At 57.5% G+C, this 16,399-nt stretch carries 15 protein-coding genes and 1 tRNA gene; 3 read left to right on the top strand and 13 right to left on the bottom strand.

Features of this window, described 5'->3' with window-relative positions; translation table 11 throughout:
* Positions 1–64: 64 nt before the first annotated feature.
* A complete protein-coding gene (locus tag VO84_RS13680; RefSeq protein WP_157439883.1) occupies positions 65–3,040 on the top strand; it encodes a M14 family zinc carboxypeptidase in 2,976 nt (991 codons plus the stop codon).
* 164 nt (positions 3,041–3,204) lie between these two features.
* Complete coding sequence (locus VO84_RS13675; RefSeq protein WP_058188152.1) at positions 3,205–3,834, top strand: hypothetical protein; 630 nt, start codon at positions 3,205–3,207, stop codon at positions 3,832–3,834.
* An 80-nt stretch (positions 3,835–3,914) separates the two neighbouring features.
* Here VO84_RS13675 and VO84_RS13670 read toward each other — a convergent pair whose 3' ends face one another.
* The 10 genes from VO84_RS13670 to rpsL all read right to left on the bottom strand — a co-directional run bounded on the left by VO84_RS13670 (position 3,915) and on the right by rpsL (position 10,935).
* Positions 3,915–4,232 carry a ComEA family DNA-binding protein gene (locus VO84_RS13670; RefSeq protein ID WP_058188151.1) on the bottom strand — a complete coding sequence of 106 codons (318 nt, stop codon included), beginning with the start codon at positions 4,230–4,232 and terminating at the stop codon, positions 3,915–3,917.
* 163 nt (positions 4,233–4,395) lie between these two features.
* Positions 4,396–4,833, bottom strand: a complete 438-nt coding sequence (rplK, locus tag VO84_RS13665) for a 50S ribosomal protein L11 (protein ID WP_058188150.1) — start codon at positions 4,831–4,833, stop codon at positions 4,396–4,398.
* 168 nt (positions 4,834–5,001) lie between these two features.
* Positions 5,002–5,622, bottom strand: coding sequence for a transcription termination/antitermination protein NusG (gene nusG, locus VO84_RS13660; protein WP_058188149.1), 621 nt, complete (start codon positions 5,620–5,622; stop codon positions 5,002–5,004).
* A gap of 32 nt (positions 5,623–5,654) precedes the next feature.
* Positions 5,655–5,957 carry a preprotein translocase subunit SecE gene (gene secE, locus VO84_RS13655; RefSeq protein WP_082661971.1) on the bottom strand — a complete coding sequence of 101 codons (303 nt, stop codon included), beginning with the start codon at positions 5,955–5,957 and terminating at the stop codon, positions 5,655–5,657.
* 53 nt (positions 5,958–6,010) lie between these two features.
* A tRNA-Trp gene (locus VO84_RS13650) sits at positions 6,011–6,086 on the bottom strand.
* Positions 6,087–6,205: 119 nt separating this feature from the next.
* Complete coding sequence (gene rpmG / locus VO84_RS22200) at positions 6,206–6,355, bottom strand: 50S ribosomal protein L33 (protein ID WP_082661970.1); 150 nt, start codon at positions 6,353–6,355, stop codon at positions 6,206–6,208.
* 104 nt (positions 6,356–6,459) lie between these two features.
* Entirely contained in the window at positions 6,460–7,647 is a 1,188-nt protein-coding gene (gene tuf / locus VO84_RS13645) for an elongation factor Tu (RefSeq protein ID WP_058188148.1), read from the bottom strand.
* Positions 7,648–7,768: 121 nt separating this feature from the next.
* A complete protein-coding gene (fusA, locus tag VO84_RS13640) occupies positions 7,769–9,853 on the bottom strand; it encodes an elongation factor G (protein ID WP_058188147.1) in 2,085 nt (694 codons plus the stop codon).
* A 79-nt stretch (positions 9,854–9,932) separates the two neighbouring features.
* On the bottom strand, positions 9,933–10,403 hold the full coding sequence (rpsG, locus tag VO84_RS13635) for a 30S ribosomal protein S7 (RefSeq protein ID WP_058188146.1): 471 nt from the start codon (positions 10,401–10,403) through the stop codon (positions 9,933–9,935).
* Between the two features lie 127 nt (positions 10,404–10,530).
* A complete protein-coding gene (gene rpsL, locus VO84_RS13630) occupies positions 10,531–10,935 on the bottom strand; it encodes a 30S ribosomal protein S12 (protein ID WP_058188145.1) in 405 nt (134 codons plus the stop codon).
* A 1,002-nt stretch (positions 10,936–11,937) separates the two neighbouring features.
* Here rpsL and VO84_RS13625 point away from each other — a divergent pair.
* Positions 11,938–14,013, top strand: coding sequence for a S53 family peptidase (locus tag VO84_RS13625; protein ID WP_058188144.1), 2,076 nt, complete (start codon positions 11,938–11,940; stop codon positions 14,011–14,013).
* Positions 14,014–14,080: 67 nt separating this feature from the next.
* On the opposite strand, the gene VO84_RS13620 is transcribed toward VO84_RS13625, so the two are convergent.
* Genes VO84_RS13620 through rpmF form a run of 3 tightly spaced genes read right to left on the bottom strand, consistent with a single transcriptional unit; the run spans position 14,081 to position 16,354 of the window.
* Positions 14,081–15,043 (bottom strand): nucleoside hydrolase, encoded by a 963-nt coding sequence (locus VO84_RS13620; protein WP_197414027.1) that lies wholly within the window; start codon positions 15,041–15,043, stop codon positions 14,081–14,083.
* A 43-nt stretch (positions 15,044–15,086) separates the two neighbouring features.
* Positions 15,087–16,139: a phosphate acyltransferase PlsX gene (gene plsX, locus VO84_RS13615; protein WP_058188142.1), complete on the bottom strand. Its 1,053-nt coding sequence runs from the start codon at positions 16,137–16,139 to the stop codon at positions 15,087–15,089.
* Positions 16,140–16,165: 26 nt separating this feature from the next.
* Positions 16,166–16,354: a 50S ribosomal protein L32 gene (gene rpmF / locus VO84_RS13610; RefSeq protein ID WP_058188141.1), complete on the bottom strand. Its 189-nt coding sequence runs from the start codon at positions 16,352–16,354 to the stop codon at positions 16,166–16,168.
* Positions 16,355–16,399: the final 45 nt, after the last annotated feature.

The raw sequence follows: 16,399 nt of genomic DNA, 5'->3' as shown, positions 1-16,399 counted from the left end.
TCGCCGTGGCATTGTTGTACTTCACGAAAACATTCCACTTTGCAAGCTCCTTCTTTTGAGGCCTATGAAATCGCTGAAGTCTGTCCTTCCGCTCATCCTTTGTGCCGCATCCCTCGCCGCACCCCGGACCAATCAAGCTCAGTCGCCCAACGCCGCACTCAGCGCTGACTACGCCCGTGACCCCAAGCAGCCCATCGACGACGACTACACCGCCAAAATCAAGCAGTACACCACGGCGCCCAGCTTCCTTTCGCCGCTCGTGGACTATCTGCCCGCCTCGAAGACCGTTCCCACGCCAGCCAAGGTCCTCGGCGACGTCTCCGGCGCGCCTAATTTCCTGCCTTACGCAGAGGATGTCTACAAATACTTCCGCCTGCTTGAGACCTCCAGCCCGCGCGTCAAGGTCTACACCATCGGCCACTCCGAAGAAGGCCGTGAGATGATCGCCGCCGCCATCGCCGATCCTGAAATCCTGGCCCACGCCGCCGAAAACAAGGCGCGTCTCGCCCAGCTCGGCGACCCCCGTAAGATCAACTTCGACGACGCCAAGGCCAAGTCCCTCATCGACGCCTCGGTCCCGGTCTACTACATCACCGGCACCATCCACTCGCCGGAGACCGGCGCGCCCACCGCGCTCATGGAGCTCGCCTACCGCCTCGCCGTCGACGACTCCCCCTACATCAAGTACATCCGCTCGCACATGATCGTCCTCATCACGCCCGTCGTTGAAGTCGACGGCCGCGATCGTCAGGTGGACATCTACCGCTGGCACAAGGCCAATCCGGACAAGACCTTCCCGCGCCTGCTCTACTGGGGCCACTACGTCGCGCATGACAACAACCGTGACGCCATGGGCATGACCCTCAACCTCACGCGCAACGTCCTCGACACCTACATCGATTGGCACGCCCAGGTCCTCCATGACCTGCACGAATCCGTCCCCTTCCTCTACGACAACACCGTCGGCGACGGCCCCTACAACGCCTGGGTCGACCCCATGCTCACAAATGAATGGCAGGAACTCGGCTGGAACAACATCGCCCAGATGCAGGCACTCGGCATGCCCGGTGTCTTCACCCACGGCGATTTCGACACCTGGTCGCCCGGCTATCTCATGTTCCTCGCCGCCATGCACAACGGCATCAGCCGTCTCTATGAAACCTTCGGCAACGGCGGCGCGGACACCGAAAAGCGCATTCTCACGCCAGAGGAATACTCCCGCACCTGGTATCGCCAGAACCCGCCTCTGCCCATCGTCACCTGGTCCCAGCGAGATAACAATAATTACGAAGAATCCGCGCTCCTGACGACGATCTCCTACTTCTCCCACAACACGCGCCACTTCCTTGAGAACTACTACCTCAAGAGCAAGCACTCAATCGAGAAGCCCGCACTCGAAGGCCCATCCGCCTACGTTATCTCCGGCGACGAAGCCAGCTCCAACCGCCTCGTCAGCCTCGCCACCGTCCTCAAGCTCCAGCACATCGAAATCTCGCAGCTCACCTCCGCCGTCACCGTACCCGTAGCCGGAGCCAAGCGTGGAGATAAGCCCGCCGACACCAACTTCCCCGCCGGCAGCATCGTTGTCCGTATGGACCAACCCTTCGCGCGCGCCGCCGATGCTCTTCTCGACAAGCAGTTCTGGGCCCCCGACGACCCGCAAAAGCATCCCTACGACGACACCGGCTGGAGCTTCCCGGCGCTCTTCAACGTCAAGACCACGCGCATCACGGATCCCGCCATCCTCAAAGCCGCAATGAAGCCCGTCGATGATCCAGCCTCGCTCGCTGGCACGGTCTCCGGCTCAGGTTCCATCACCGCAGTAGCCAACCACGGCCAGACCACGCTCCTCGCGCTCCTCTATAAGCTCAAGGACGCAAAGGTCGAAGTCACCGAAAAAGCCGCCGACAATCTCCCTGCCGGTTCGCTCCTCATCTCCGGCGCAGACTCCAAACAGCTCGCCGACGCCCTCAAATCGCTGGCCCTCAACGCAACCACCCTCAGCGTCGCGCCCAGCGTTCCGACGCATCCCGTCACTGCCCCGCGCATCGCCGTCATGCACACCTGGCTCGCCACGCAGACAGAAGGTTGGTGGCGCTTCGCCTTTGACTCCGCCGGCGTCCCCTTCGAATACATCTCCACCCAGACCGCCGCCAAAACCGACGACCTGCGCTCCAAATACGACGTCATCATCTTCGCCCCGGTCGGGCGCGCCGCGTCCTCGGACATCATCAATGGCATGCCGATGTGGAGCAACCCTCTGCCATGGCAAAAATCCGACCTCACACCCAACCTGGTCGCCCCCGGCTTCGACTCGACGGAAGACACCCGCCCCGGCCTCGGCTATGACGGCCTCGCGCACCTCAAGTCCTTCATCGAAAAAGGCGGCCTGCTCGTCACCTGCGAAGACACATCTGCCTTCGCCATCGACATGGGCCTCGCACCCGGCGTCTCTGTGGCACCCTCCGCAGACGCCCGCGTCGTCGGCACCGTCCTCAACTCCGTCTTCGTCTCACATGACAGCCCGGTTGCCTTCGGCTACGGCGATAACCTCGCCGTCATGAGCGCCAACGGCATGGCCTTCAATGTTTCGAACACCGTCGGTCGCGGCGGTGGCCGCATCCTCATGGACCCCTATTCCCAGCGCCCCACCGGCCGCGGAACCACCGAAGAAGACGACCAACCGCAGGGCCGCACCCTCACCGCCGCCGAAGCGCTAGAAAAGCAGCAGCCCTGGCAGCCTCGCAAACTCAATGAAGAGCAGATGCGCAACAACGTCTCCGTCATCCCCGCGCAATACCGGCCTGACGTCATCCTGCGCTTCTCTGACGGCAAATCCCTGCTAGTCTCCGGCCTGCTCGATAAGGGCGGCTCCATCGCCGAACACGCCATCGTCGTCGACGCGCACCTGGGCGAAGGCAACGTGCTCCTCTTCGCCAACAACCCCATCTACCGCGGCGAAACCATCGGCTCCTACGCCTTGGTCTTCAACGCGATTTTGAATCATGACCACCTCGCCCACACCGCATCTACGAAATAGCTTTTATAATGACGTCAAGTTTCAACTTTGAAATGGGAAAGGCAAATGAGACGAAAGACCCTTTGTTTTCTTTTGGCATGGGCTCTTTCATTATGCGCACTTGCCGCGCAGGAGCCTTACCGCGGTCCCGACGGCGGGCCACCACTCACGTCTCAGGAGTGGTGGTGCTCAATATTCCCGACAAACCTTTTTCAGCCAGGACCAGTACCGACTGGACCAAAACCCTGGAAGACGGCAGCACGGTCACGACTCATCTGGATGCTATGCTGGCGCGCGACAGCGTGGGCCGCGTCTATCGCGAGAATCACACATTTGTCCCTGCAAATTCAGGCGAGAAATCCCCGCTTTATGAGATTCATATTTATGATCCGCGTTCCCGTTACCAAATCATTTGTTCCACGCATTCCATGAAATGCGTCGTGACCGATTATTTGCCACACACATTCTTTGAAACCCAGCAGGCTGGCCCCTATGACAATGGGACAAAAACACTTGCCCGCGAAAGTCTGGGGTCGGATTCAATAGAGGGCCTGAGCGTAAGCGGCACTCGCGAGACCGTCACGGTTAACCAAGGTGTAAAGGGAAATGAGCGTCCTCTCGTCTCGGTGAACGAATTCTGGTACTCCAACGAACTGCAGACCAACCTTCTGGTGAGCCGTACCGACCCAATAGAGGGAAAGCAGGTCATCCGGCTTTCGAATCTCTCCCTGGGCCAACCCGATGCTCATCTTTTCGAAGTCCCTCTCGGCTATACCGTTCAGGATATGCGCTCGTCCGTTTTGCGGCACAGATAACGCGTAAGACGAAAACGCCTCAAACAACAAACGCCCTCCCAACCGGGAGGGCGTTTTTGCATTGCATCCAAAGCAGCAGCCTATTTCTTCGCCGGCTGATTCGCAATAATCAAGCTCGAAATCTTCGCATAGGTAGCCGCCGGAATAATGCTCTTCGTCTTCAACTGCGACTTGTTGGCATACGGACGCCCGGCAATAATCTTGGCCGCATACGCATCCCCAATTCCAGGCAGAGCCTTCAACTGATCCGCAGTGGCAGAATTAATGTCCACCAGCGCCGCCGCAGCCGGTGGCGCAGCAGTAACAGCCGCGGGTGCCGCAGCAAAGATTGCAGGAACCATGCCAATGGCCAGCGCAGCCATCAGTATGGATACAGAGAGTAGTCGATTGATCTTCATGCGAAATTCTCCTTAACTAAATCTGTGCCGTCTCAACTTCCATGCGACTTCCGCCGCGCGAGAAGCATACTTCCCAATACCCTCCATGGCAAGAAACTTCTCTTCCCAAAACAAAAACGCCCTCCCAATCGGGAAGGCGTTTTCACATCCAATCAACCAGCACTTACGCGACGACTTCAATGCCCATCGAACGCGCCGTGCCCTTGATGCTCTTGATGGCCGTCTCGACCGAGCCCGCGTTCAGATCCGGCATCTTCTGCTCGGCAATCTCGCGCACCTGTTTCTCGGTCACCTTGCCCACCTTGTCCTTGTTCGGTGTGCCAGAGCCCTTTTGCAGGCCGGCGGCCTTCTTCAGCAGCACAGCTGCCGGAGGAGTCTTGGTGACAAAGGTAAAGCTGCGGTCAGCATATACCGTGATGACGACCGGGATAATCAGCCCAGCCATCTCCTTGTTCTGCGTCCGCGCGTTGAACTGCTTGCAGAACTCCATGATGTTGACCTGCGCCTGACCGAGCGCCGGGCCAACCGGAGGAGCCGGCGTCGCCTTGCCGGCTTCAATCTGCAGCTTGACGTATGTGGATACTTTCTTCGGGGGTGCCATTATGCTTCCTTCGCAAACCAGCTGCTGGCTCCTGGCTTATAAGCCTCTCGCTGGTTACTTCTTGTGTAAATTTTGATGTTGCTGCCCAAGCGTTCGCCATCAAACCGGCGGTTACCAGGTCACCGCGCCGGCTAGAAGCAGAAGCTAGTAGCTAGAAGCTGCAACTATTCAATCTTCAATCTTTTCGACTTTGCTGAACTCCAGTTCAACCGGCGTGGACCGCCCGAAGATCGTCACCATCACCTTCAGTGTCTCGCGATCCTCGTTGATCTCATCCACAACGCCGTTGAAATTCGCAAACGGCCCGTCGGTAATCCGCACGGACTCGTTCTTTTCAAACTTGATCTTAAGCCGCGGCTTATCCTTCGACACTTCGCTGCGGTACAGGATCGAGCTGACCTCTTCCTCGCTGAGCGCCACCGGCTTGTCGCCCGTGCCCAGAAAGCCAGTCACCTTTGGCGTGTCCTTCAACACATGCCAGAGGTTGTTGTCCAGCTCCATCTCGATCAGTACGTAGCCAGGCAGAAACACCCGCTCCACTGTCCGCTTCTTGCCGTTGACAATCTCCGTCACCGGCTCCATCGGAATCATCACCTTGCCGACGCGATCCTGCAGGCCAAAAGCCTGTATGCGGCTCTCGATGGATTCCTTCACCTTGCGCTCAAAGCCCGAATAGGCGTGGAGAATGTACCACTTGAAACGCTCGTTAGTGGGCGTCAGATGCGGCGTCTCCGCGCCGTCGCCTCCGCCGTTATTTTCGAGGTCCGGTTGTTTCAGTTCTTCTTCCATCATGTTCTCGTTTCGCGGCTTTGAGCCTGCAACTACTCGCCGGCCAGCTTATGCAGAATCTGCCGCACCGCATTGCTGAAAACCAAGTCAGTCAACCAGAAATACAGGCCAAAGATAAATACAGTTATGATCACAACCGTCGTTGTCGCCTGCACTTCCTTGAGCGACGGCGAAACCACCTTGCGAATCTCCGAGCGCACTTCGCCCAGGAAGGTCGTAAACCGTCCCCAGATCGACGTCACGTTGCCGGTGAAGTTTCCCACGGCGTTCGGCTCCTGACGCTTAATTGAAGAGCCGCGCTCTTCCCTATTCACAACTGCTGTCTTTGAAGCCATACTTCCATTCCTTCGCTCCCGAGGCATTCATGCCGAGGGATCACCGCAAAATCTGGCAGGGGCGGTCGGATTCGAACCGACAAGTTCGGTTTTGGAGACCGACAGTTTAACCATTGAGCTTACGCCCCTGTAACGCAGGGAACAGGGCTCAGGGGTCAGAGATCAGTTTCTTCTTAGTTGGGTAACCCGCTAAGGCTAACACTTTACCGCACTAACTGATCTCTGATCTCTGAAAACTGGCCTCTGTCTTACTTTGTTTCCCGATGCGCCTGGTGCTTACGGCAGCGGTTGCAGAACTTCTTGAACTCGAGACGGCCAGTGGTCGTCTTCTTGTTCTTCGTCGTTGAGTAGTTCCGCTCTTTGCACTCAGTGCATTGCAATGTCACGATTTCCCGCATGGTTCAATCCTAACTGATCCGGCGCGCTCGTTCCTGTCCGCCAAATCCTGAAATTTTCAGAAACTGAAGAACCAGTCCCCTGGTCCCTCAGTCCCTTGAGTCACTTACTTAAGAATTTCCGAAATGGTACCTGCGCCGACGGTACGTCCGCCTTCGCGAATCGCGAACCGGAGGCCCTTTTCCATGGCCACCGGCGTGTGCAACTCAACCACAAGCTGCACGTTGTCGCCCGGCATCACCATCTCCACGCCCTCAGGAAGCTCCGCCGTGCCCGTCACATCCGTCGTGCGGAAGTAGAACTGCGGACGGTAGCCCTTGAAGAACGGTGTGTGACGGCCGCCTTCTTCCTTCGACAACACGTAAACTTCGCCCTTGAAGCGCGTGTGAGGCGTAATCGAACCGGTCTTGGCCAGTACCATCCCGCGCTCCACGTCTTCCTTCGGAATGCCGCGCAGCAACAGACCGGCGTTGTCCCCAGCAAGACCTTCGTCCAGCTGCTTCTTGAACATTTCCACGCCCGTCACTACCGTCTTGCGCGTCTCGCGGAAGCCCACAATCTCAACTTCCTCGCCCACCTTCACCTTGCCGCGCTCGATACGGCCCGTCACCACAGTGCCGCGGCCGGAGATCGAGAAGATATCTTCAATCGGCATCAGGAACGGCAGATCGATCGCGCGATCCGGCTGCGGCACGTTCTTGTCCACCGCATCCATCAGCTCGTCGATCTTCGCTTCCCACTTCGGATCGCCATTCAACGCGCCCAGGGCGGAACCGCGAACCACCGGAACGTCGTCGCCCGGGAACTGGTACTTCGAAAGAAGCTCACGAACTTCCATCTCCACCAGGTCCGTCAGCTCTTCGTCTTCCACCGAGTCGCACTTGTTCAGGAACACCACGATGTACGGCACACCCACCTGGCGGGCCAGAAGCACGTGCTCCTTGGTCTGCGGCATCGGGCCGTCGGTCGCGGCAACCACGAGAATGCCGCCGTCCATCTGCGCCGCGCCCGTGATCATGTTCTTGATGTAATCGGCGTGACCGGGGCAGTCCACATGAGCATAGTGACGGTTCGCCGTCTCATACTCCACGTGCGCCGTCGCAATCGTAATGCCGCGCTCCCGCTCCTCAGGTGCGTTGTCGATCGAATCAAACGAACGAAACGCGATCTTCGGGTTGTGCTTCGACAACACCTTCGTGATCGCCGCCGTCAAAGTCGTCTTGCCATGATCAATATGACCAATCGTTCCCACGTTCACATGAGGCTTCGAACGATCAAACTTTTCCTTCGCCATAAAAGTCCCGAATCCCTTTCGTAGCTCCTACTGCCTGTTTCACATCGGGGCGCCGCCCACGCGGCTCCAGCCCCAAAACTTTTCCACATGCTTCGCTGTAATGCCGCGAAGCCTGAAAACCCTATCTACCGCCCTGCGCGCGACCGATGATCTCATCGGCAATCATGCGAGGAGCCTCTTCGTAGCGTGCGAACTGCATTGAATACGACGCGCGACCCTGCGTGGACGAACGAATGTCGTTCACGTAACCAAACATTTCCTTCAGCGGCACAATGGCCTTGATGACCTGCGAACCGGCGGCGTGTTCCATGCCTTCGATGCGGCCACGGCGCGAGTTGATGTCGCCAATAATGGTGCCCATATGCTCTTCCGGCACGGTAACTTCAACCGCCATGACAGGCTCGAGCAGAACCGGCGAAGCCTTGCGCGCCGCCTCCTTGAACGCAATCGAACCGGCGAACTTGAAGGCCATTTCGTTCGAGTCCACGTCGTGATAGCTGCCGTCGAACAAGAACACTTTCACGTCCACGATGGGGTAGCCTGCCAGGATGCCAAGCTCCAGCGCGCCCTGCACGCCCTGATCGATGGGCTTGATGTACTCCTTCGGAATCGAGCCGCCCTTGATCTCGTTGACAAATTCGTAGCCCTTGCCCGGCTCGTTGGGCTCGATGCGCAGCTTGCAATGGCCGTAGTTGCCCGAGCCGCCGGTCTGGCGAATGTACTTGCCTTCAGCCTCGGCGATCTTGCGAATGGTCTCGCGGAACGCGACCTTCGGCTCGCCCACATTGGCCTCGACCTTGTGCTCGCGCTTCATGCGGTCCACAAGAATCTCGAGGTGCAGTTCGCCCATGCCGCTGATAATCGTCTGGCCCGAATCCTCATCGGTCCGCACCTTGAAGGTGGGATCCTCGTCTGCCAATCGTGAGAGCGCAATGCCCATCTTCTCCTGATCAGCCTTGGTCTTGGGCTCGATAGCCACAGAGATCACGGGCTCCGGGAAGGTGATGGCACCGAGCGCAATCGGATGCTGTGGCGAGGAGAGCGTGTCGCCTGTCTTCAGGTCCTTCAGGCCCACGCAGGCGCAAATGTCGCCGGCATAGATCTCGGTAATGTCTTCACGCTTGTTGGCGTGCATCTTCACCAGGCGGCCCACGCGCTCGGTCTTGCCAGTGCGGGGGTTCAGAATGGTGTCGCCCGTCTTGAGCCCACCCGAGTAGATGCGGATAAACGAGAGCTTGCCGAAAGGATCGTTGATCAGCTTGAAGACCAGCGCCGAAAGCGGCTCGCTGTCCTCAGCCTTGCGGATCAGAATCTCGGTAGGGTTCGAAGGGTTAATACCTTCGACCGGAGGCTTGTCGAGCGGGCTGGGAAGATAATCCACCACCGCATCGAGCAGCGTCTGTACACCTTTGTTCTTAAAGGCCGAACCGCAGATTACCGGGAAGACCTTCAACTCTTTCACGGCATTGCGGATGCCGGCCTTGAGCTCGGCAATCGTCGGAATGTCGCCCTCGAGGAACTTTTCGAGCAGCACATCATCGGTCTCGGCGATGGTCTCGATGAGTTGCGTGCGGAAAGCTTCGGCCTTCTTCACCAGGTCGGCGGGAATCTCTTCCACGTCGTACTTTGCGCCCATCGTCTCGTCGTGCCAGAGGATCGCCTTCATCTCGATCAGATCCACAACACCTTTGAAGTTCGCCTCGGCGCCAATTGGAATCTGCAGTGCGACAGGACGCGCGCCCAGCCGCTTGCGGATGGTATCAATCACGTGCTCAAAATCAGCACCGTTCTTGTCCATCTTGTTCACAAAGCAAATACGCGGCACCTTGTATTTATCGCCCTGACGCCACACCGTTTCAGTCTGGGGCTGAACACCACTCACCGAGTCGAACACGGCAACGGCGCCATCCAGAACACGAAGCGAGCGCTCCACCTCAGCGGTAAAATCAACGTGCCCTGGCGTATCGATGATATTGATGCGGATGTTATTCCACATGCAGGTTGTCGCGGCCGACGTAATCGTAATACCGCGCTCCTGCTCCTGCTCCATGTAATCCATGGTCGCGGTGCCTTCATGCACTTCGCCGATGCGGTGCGTGATGCCCGTGTAAAACAGGATGCGCTCTGTCGCTGTCGTCTTACCGGCGTCGATATGCGCCATGATGCCGATGTTGCGGCAACGATTCAGAGGTATAGTGCGAGCCACGTCAATTCTTCCTTGCGGTATCAACCGCCGTTATTCGTTTCAACAATCTCAACCCAAAACCAGGACAGCCCGAAGGGCTTTACCAGCGATAGTGCGCGAAGGCCTTGTTTGCTTCAGCCATGCGATGCACATCTTCCTTCTTCTTCATCGCAGCACCGCGGCCATTGGCCGCATCCAGCAACTCATTCGAAAGCTTGTCTACCATGCCCTTTTCACCCCGGCTACGGCCGTAAGTAATAAGCCAGCGAATAGCAAGCGAGGTGCGCCGCTCCGGGTTCACTTCAATCGGAACCTGATAGTTGGCGCCGCCCACGCGGCGGGTCTTCACTTCGAGCAGAGGCTTGCAGTTCTCGACAGCCTTCTTAAAGAGCTTCAGGGCCTCATCGCCACCCTTCGACTCAAGATTCTTCATCGACTGATAGAAGATGCCTTGCGCGGTGGACTTCTTTCCGCCCCACATCATCGAGTTCACAAACTTGGTGACCAGCGTGGATCCATAAACTGGATCCGGCGCTACTTCCCGCTTCGCAATGTGCCCTTTTCTCGGCATAGTTCGTCAAAACCCTTTCGCGCTCAGTGCGCTGCTTCTGCTACCCCAGTCCCGGCACCATGCTCCGTCCGGGAACCGTCTCAATCAAGCACCCTTGCCAGTCCAAAATCAGGACGGCACGAAGTGCCTACTTCTTACCCTTGGTCGGCGCTGCTGCACCAGCCTTGGCGCGCTTGGCGCCATACTTCGAGCGGCTCTGCTTACGGTTGGCCACGCCCACCGAGTCAAGCGTCCCGCGCACCACGTGATAGCGCACGCCAGGAAGGTCCTTCACACGGCCGCCGCGGATCAACACAATCGAGTGCTCCTGCAGGTTATGGCCGATACCCGGGATGTAGGTCGTCACTTCGATGCCATTTGTCAACCGAACACGGGCCACCTTACGCAGCGCCGAGTTTGGCTTTTTAGGCGTCTGGGTGTACACACGCGTGCATACGCCGCGCCGCTGCGGCGAGGCCTGCAGCGCCGGCGAGGCCGTCTTGTAGCGAGGCGCCGTGCGCCCCTTGCGAACAAGCTGATTAAAAGTAGGCAAACCGAAACTCCTTACCCAAAAACCCTCAACTTCATTACAGCGCGCCGCACACTCTTCGGGCTCTCATGGTTTTGAAAGGCAATTAAGCCCGACAAAACGCACAGAAGCCCAATAGCTGCTTCGCGTCTGCTTTCTTCCCGTTCAGACGAGACCCGTGACGGTGACTGCACGTTCCGTCAAGCTTTAATCAAGCCTTGGAAGTCAGTTCCGTTTCGCGGTTCCGGCTCGCATAGCCCTTCAAGGTGAAGAACGCGCGAGCACCGTAGCGAATATTTGCGAAGGTTGCGCTCTACTTCAAAAAACTGCGCGCCTTCGACTTCATGCCCCTGCTCTTGCAAGAATAAGAGCTAATTTCAGAGCTTGTCTGGCCGGAAAAACCTTCATCGACCCCAGATTAGCTCAAGTTTGAACACAAACTGGGCTCCTGTTCGCCCCTGTTTCGTCATGACACACGAAAAGGGGTGTTCTTGCGGAACCTTCTAACAATAACAAGGATTTTTCTGAGGGTCAATTCTTTTTGAGATGAAACAGTCAAAATCCTACGAATCCGCATGACAAATTGCCGCCTGGAAACTAGGTTTCCAGAAATATTTCCTATTGACAGCATAGAGACCCTTGCTACAATCCCGGACATGGCGTTCGAACCCGTAATCCCGACGCTTCCTACCCAAGACGCCGCGCGTTGTTGTTAATGCCTGCCTTTCAGGCCCGTCCGTAGCAATTTCTTTGTGCTGCCTTGGCCTCCCACGGACTGAGCCTACTTCAAAACATTCCTAGAGCAGGAGTCTCCCTGCCGCGCAATAACGGCGAGGTACTGCGCTTCAGACCGCACGATTGCTCCTGAAAGCGCTCCACGAGCGCCAAAGCTCGCTTCGCCACGGGTCTTCGATTGTCGTCCTTATCCCTGAGCTGCGCATCCTGCGTTGAGCGCCGGCGTGTCTTCTGACCGCTCACCGCCAGCTACATGCAGTTATCTAACCCGTTTTCACTCGAGGAGATGCAATGAAATTTTCAGCCCTTCGCACTGCGGTGGCATCGCTGGCAATTGCTTTCTTTGCCTCCAGCTACTCTCTGTCACAGCTTCCCTCCCATAATGTCCCTCGTGCCGTCTCGCTCACGAAGGACCTCGGCCACGTCAATCCTTCAAACCAGGTCAACCTGACGGTAGTTCTCCAACCACACAACGAAGCCGAATACGACAAAGCCGTCGACGCCCTTTACGATCCCGCTTCTCCCACATTCCACCAATGGTTCACCGACTCTGATTTCGAAAAATATGCTCCCACTCAGGAGGAGTTCGACAGCGTTAAACGCGAGCTCATCAATCAGGGTTTTACTGTTATCTCCTCAGACTCCAACCGTTTCTCGATTCGCGTGCACGGCACGGTCGGCAACGCAGAGAGCGCCTTTCAGACTGAAATTCATTCGTTCCAATTGAAGAACGGTCGCATTTTCCAGGCACACACGCGCGACGCCGTCCTCACCGGCCCCGCAGCGCCGCTGGTCAAGGCAGTGGCAGGCCTTGAACGGCACCAGGCCCAGCCTCAACTCGTCTATCAGAAGAACTACAAAACCGGCCAACCGCGCTTCAAGAAGACTCTCGTTAGCGTGAAGGACAGCGGTGGAATCCTGAGCCAGATTAGTGAGCTGCCGCTGTCGGCGTCTGAGACGTTTAACTACACCACTCCTGGAGCATCGCTGCCTACAGCGACCTACACCGGGACGGTCTACGATCAAAACTCGAATCTGATCGTTTCCTACACGCCAACAGATCTGCAGACGCACTATGGCCTTATCCCCCTCATAGAGGAAGGCTTCGACGGAAGCGGCCAGACTATCGCGCTGGTGGAGGCCTTCGGCTATGCAGCCGCAGAAACCGACGCCAATGCGTTTTCTACGCTTTTTGGCTTGCCTGCACTTACTTCGAAGAACTTCCAGGTTATCTATCCCGAAGGAAAGCCTCTAAACCCCAATGCTGCGGACCTGACCGGTTGGACAACTGAAATTGCACTCGATATCCAAACCGCTCACTCGATAGCTCCGGGCGCCAAAATCCTGGTCGTCGCCTCAGCGGGACAAGATAACGAGGATCAGATCGCCTCACTGCAGTACATCATCAGCAAAAAACTGGCCAACACTGTCTCCAGCAGTTGGGAAAATGACGACGAGATCATCGCAGGTCCTGCCGAACTCGATGCCTTCAACTCCGTGCTCAAAAAGGGTGCCGCTGCTGGTATTTCTTTCCAATTCTCCAGTGGCGACGGCGGCGACCTTGGCCTGGGAACACCGGTTGGCGCGGTTGAGGTGCCGTCGGACTCTCCCTATGCCGTAGCTGTGGGTGGCACCAGCATTCTGAATAACCCGATCGGCTTAGGCGACATCGTCACAGGCTGGGGCAACAATGCCGCATACGTTGCTCTTGGAGGCGCGCTTGATCCGCCGTTTGCGCTCGGCTTCCTTGGTGGAGCAGGTGGCGGGCAGAGCCAGTTCTTTGCCAAGCCTTCCTGGCAGACGGGTGTGCCGGGCAAATGGCGTCAGGTGCCGGATGTCTCCGCTCTTGCCGATCCAAATACCGGAGTTGTAGTTGTCGTAACGTCCCAGGGAACGCAGTTTGTCGAGGCTGGAATTGGTGGCACCAGTCTTGCCAGTCCGCTCTTTACTGCACTCTGGGCTATTGGAGATCAGATCAACGGCAAACCGCTTGGTTTTGCCTCCCCCACGATAGCCAAACTCAAAGCAGGACAGATCACCGATGTCTTGCCAACGAACTCGATTATCGGGAATAACCCTGCCGGCTCGGTTACGGATTCGAGCGGCACTACGGATTACTCTGCTGCGGATCTATTTACCGGCTTGCTGTATAGCCAGACGCAGTTTACCAGCGGCCTCCTGCCATTCGATTCATCAGATGCTGCCGTGTTGAGCTTTGGGACTGACTCCTCACTCACGGTCACCAAAGGCTGGGATAACGTTACAGGCTATGGTGAGCCGAACGGCCTGCCCTTCTACTTCGCAATTCTCGACAATGAGAAGGCCAAGAGTGCGGTGAAGAAGGTGCAAGCAAGGATTGAAAAATAACAAGCAAGATGAACGAAAGACGACGCGCCAGAGGATTTCCGGCGCGTCGTCTGCATTTTCCCGGCACTTAGTGCGCGCTGGGCGCGATTCGTCCCCCCAGCAATTCCAGAAAACCCTTTTCATCCGACTTGAGACAGACCTGAGCGTTGGGCGCGCCACCCACTGGCACGGTCATTCCCTTGTCGTCTACATCCAGACGAATGGACTGCATGGTGCAAATATCAGGCTTAAACGCATAGGCTGCGGCGACAGGGTCAAAGAGCGTTGGGGAGGCGCCATGCCAGTCATTCAATGCCCTCCACTGGTAATAGAGCAGCGTGAGTTGGTCCGTCATCGGCGAACCATATGAAAAGATCTGGTCCTGGTCAGCTTGTGGAAGAGAAATCTGAGTCGAGTCCAGCGGCATAACAAAGACCGGAACGCCGGAAGCTAGAAGTGCCCGCATACCGGCTGGATCGCGGCCGGTATTCCACTCTACCTGCGGCGGCGTTCCGGTGAGCCCATAGCCGCGATGAACGCTACCGCCCATAATTACGACGCGCTTAAGCTTGCGAAAGGCAGCGGGGTCTTTGTCGATGGCCGCATGAATGTTATTCAGCGGGCCGATGGCAATCAGCGTGATCTCGCCAGGATGTAGCCGGATCTGACCGAGTAGAAAATCAATGCCGTCCGGATATTTACGATCCGGCTGACGACGAGCATAAGTAGCCTGCGTGAAGATATTGGTCTGCGCGGTATGGACGCCGACTGCAATGGGAATATCCGTGCGGCCAACAGCCGTAAGGTATCTGTCAAGAAGGCGGGCACGAAGTTCGGTATCACCGTAGGCGGTGGTAATTCCGAGAAGCTTTACTTCGGGGCTTTTGATGAGAAGAGAGAGCGCGAAGGCATCGTCGATGTCGTCGCCGATGTCGGTGTCGAGAAGAACGAGCTGCGGTTTTCCTGCTGATGGTAATGCCGCAGGTTGGCTCTGGGCGCATGAGGCAAAAACAGCGATTTGCACCAGGACGCAAACGAACAAGAGTCGCACCGGAAATCTCATGCACACCACTTTAACCGGTGCGGCTGCTGAATCATTGAATCGTGGCGTCCGGACCGGTGGCGGGAGGATTAGAAGGGCGCTGGGGGCGGCTGGCGAATTCGCGTTCGATCTTCTCGTTTGTGCCGGACTTGGCGAACTCGTAGGCTACGCGGATGCCATTGAAAATGGCATTGTCATTGGATGAGCCGTGACCGATGATGCAAACGCCACGCACGCCGAGCAGCAGTGCGCCGCCATATTCGGTGTAGTCTAGCCGGCGGCGGAAATCATTGAACGCCTGGCGGGAAAGCAGCGCGCCCACCTTGGCTGTGACGGTCGTATTCAGTGAAGCGCGCAATGCATCGCGGACAAAGCGTCCGATGCCTTCGCTGGTCTTAAGGGCTACATTGCCGACAAAGCCGTCGCAGACGATTACGTCCGCATTGCCATTAAAGATGTCGCGGCCTTCGACGTTGCCGACAAAATTGAGTGGAAGCGCCTTCAGAAGCGGAGTGGCTTCGTGCGTAAGCTCGTTGCCTTTGGTCTCTTCCTCACCGATCGAAAGCAAGCCTACGCGCGGCGAGCGGACCTTGAATACGCTTCGCGAATACATTTCGCCCATTACAGCGAATTGTTCGAGATTGTGCGCCTTGCAATCCACGTTGGCGCCGACATCCAGCAGAACACAGGGGCTGCCGGTTACGGTCGGCATGGGTGTGGCCAGCGCGGGCCGATCAACGCCGGGCAATGCGCCGAGGACCATCTTGGCCGTAGCCATTGCTGCGCCCGTATTGCCGGCAGTGACAAAGCCAACTGCCTTGCGCTCACGGACAAGCTTGAGGCCGACGCGCATGGTGCTGTCCTTTTTAGTGCGGACGGCGTGCGCGGCCTTTTCGTCCATTCCAATGCGCTCGGAAGCGTGATGAATGATGATCGGCAGATCTTCGTCTTGAAGGTGCTCGTCGAGCAGGTCGCGCAACTCCGGCTCCGGGCCGATAAGATGCACCCGGACTGGCAGCGTGCGGCACGCGAGTATAGCGCCCCGAATTTCAGGTTCGGGGGCTTTGTCGGAGCCGAAGGCGTCGAGAGCTATGTCGATGAGCATGGTGCCCAGAATACCTGTTCCGGAACCTACTTGGCTGCTTCCTTCACTTCGAGAACCTGGCGGCCCTTGTACTCGCCGCACTTGGGGCAGGCGCGATGGGGCAGCTTCTTCTCGTGGCACACCGGGCACTCGGAGAGGCCGGTAGCGGTGAGGAAGTCGTGAGAGCGGCGGAGGGCGGTGCGGCGCGTAGAGTGGCGCCGTTTCGGATTAGGCATGGTGCAATTCCTTTCGTGTTCCGCCCGGACTGGCCGTCCAGTCAA

Source organism: Occallatibacter gabretensis (genome assembly GCF_001449115.1).
In the GTDB taxonomy this organism is placed as follows: Bacteria; Acidobacteriota; Terriglobia; order Terriglobales; family Acidobacteriaceae; genus Telmatobacter; species Telmatobacter gabretensis.
The sequence above is the reverse complement of the archived record's forward strand: the minus strand, read 5'-3'. Positions and strand labels throughout refer to the sequence as shown.